Here is a 1,459-nt window from a genome sequence, read left to right on the forward strand (position 1 = left end):
TGATAGAAACCTCAATTTAACTTGTACTCAAACTTGACATAGGACCAGCCAGAGGGAATATGGCCGTACGCGAACTCATTGTTTTCAAGCATGATAGTGAACTGGGGAATGCCCCGGCCTATAAACTTTTTGACACTATTCATGTCCAGAAAAAAGATGGCGTCATTGCTCCCAGAAACTATACGGACTACGATATCACTGTAGATGAAAGTAAAATCCCGGAACATGTTACGTGTACCCGGATGATTTAACCAAGAGAAAAAGCGGTGCGAAGCAGAATCACACATAAAATATATCGGAGCTTCGCACTCGTCTTGATTTCTATAAAAATGAGCAATACCCGGATAATTGACTCAAAAATTGAACTGCCTTTCAATCGGCTCGCAATATGATTGATGAGAGAGCAGATAGTGACTGAGCCAATTTGAAGGCCGTCGCACCCTTCACGGGTGCGTGGATTGAAATGTTTTTGTTGAATTTTGTGGCCTGATTCTTTGTTCGTCGCACCCTTCACGGGTGCGTGGATTGAAATTTCGCTTCCCAGTCCATTAGGGTTAATTTATCAAAGTCGCACCCTTCACGGGTGCGTGGATTGAAATACATTGTCACTGACGGCGAAACGTTATGGGACATTGCCGTCGCACCCTTCACGGGTGCGTGGATTGAAATATATAGTGCAATATGGTCAGCGCGTGGAATGGTTCAAGTCGCACCCTTCACGGGTGCGTGGATTGAAATGATATTATTGGACTCTTCATGGTTATGAAAATGGTACGTCGCACCCTTCACGGGTGCGTGGATTGAAATACAAATGTAATATCAAATATGGTGAGGACCGGCAGTCGCACCCTTCACGGGTGCGTGGATTGAAATAACGAAGGTCATGTATCACTAGCCAAAATTGGAAAGTCGCACCCTTCACGGGTGCGTGGATTGAAATAATGTCACTTCTGCATGATGAGAGTAGACAGCGGGGGTCGCACCCTTCACGGGTGCGTGGATTGAAATTTTCCCGTACGCGTCGTTGATGTACATAGCCGTGTCGCACCCTTCACGGGTGCGTGGATTGAAATTACTTTCTTCGCATTTTCTGCCAAAAATACACTAAGTCGCACCCTTCACGGGTGCGTGGATTGAAATAGCTGTTTCGGGATGGCCTGGTCAAGCAGAGCACTGTCGCACCCTTCACGGGTGCGTGGATTGAAATGTATTTCCGGAGCACGCAAGGGTCCGGACAGTATAGAGTCGCACCCTTCACGGGTGCGTGGATTGAAATTTTTCGGTCGTTCCGCCGGGAAAGGAGTTTCCATGTGTCGCACCCTTCACGGGTGCGTGGATTGAAATGCGTATAAAAAATAGCCGTTTATCAGAACTCTGGGAGTCGCACCCTTCACGGGTGCGTGGATTGAAATTGGTCCTATGTCAAGTTTGAGTACAAGTTAAATTGAGGTTTCTATCA

1 protein-coding gene and 1 CRISPR repeat array are annotated in these 1,459 nt (G+C 46.8%); the gene reads left to right on the forward strand.

Features of this window, described 5'->3' with window-relative positions:
• Window positions 1–38: 38 nt before the first annotated feature.
• On the forward strand, window positions 39–251 hold the full coding sequence (locus tag DW949_RS13530) for a type I CRISPR-associated protein Cas7 (protein WP_255417848.1): 213 nt from the start codon (window positions 39–41) through the stop codon (window positions 249–251).
• 182 nt (window positions 252–433) lie between these two features.
• Window positions 434–1,412: direct repeats of the CRISPR family, unit length 32 nt; unit sequence GTCGCACCCTTCACGGGTGCGTGGATTGAAAT.
• Window positions 1,413–1,459: the final 47 nt, after the last annotated feature.

It is taken from the genome of Megasphaera sp. AM44-1BH, from assembly GCF_003467125.1.
Taxonomy (GTDB): domain Bacteria; phylum Bacillota; class Negativicutes; order Veillonellales; family Megasphaeraceae; genus Megasphaera.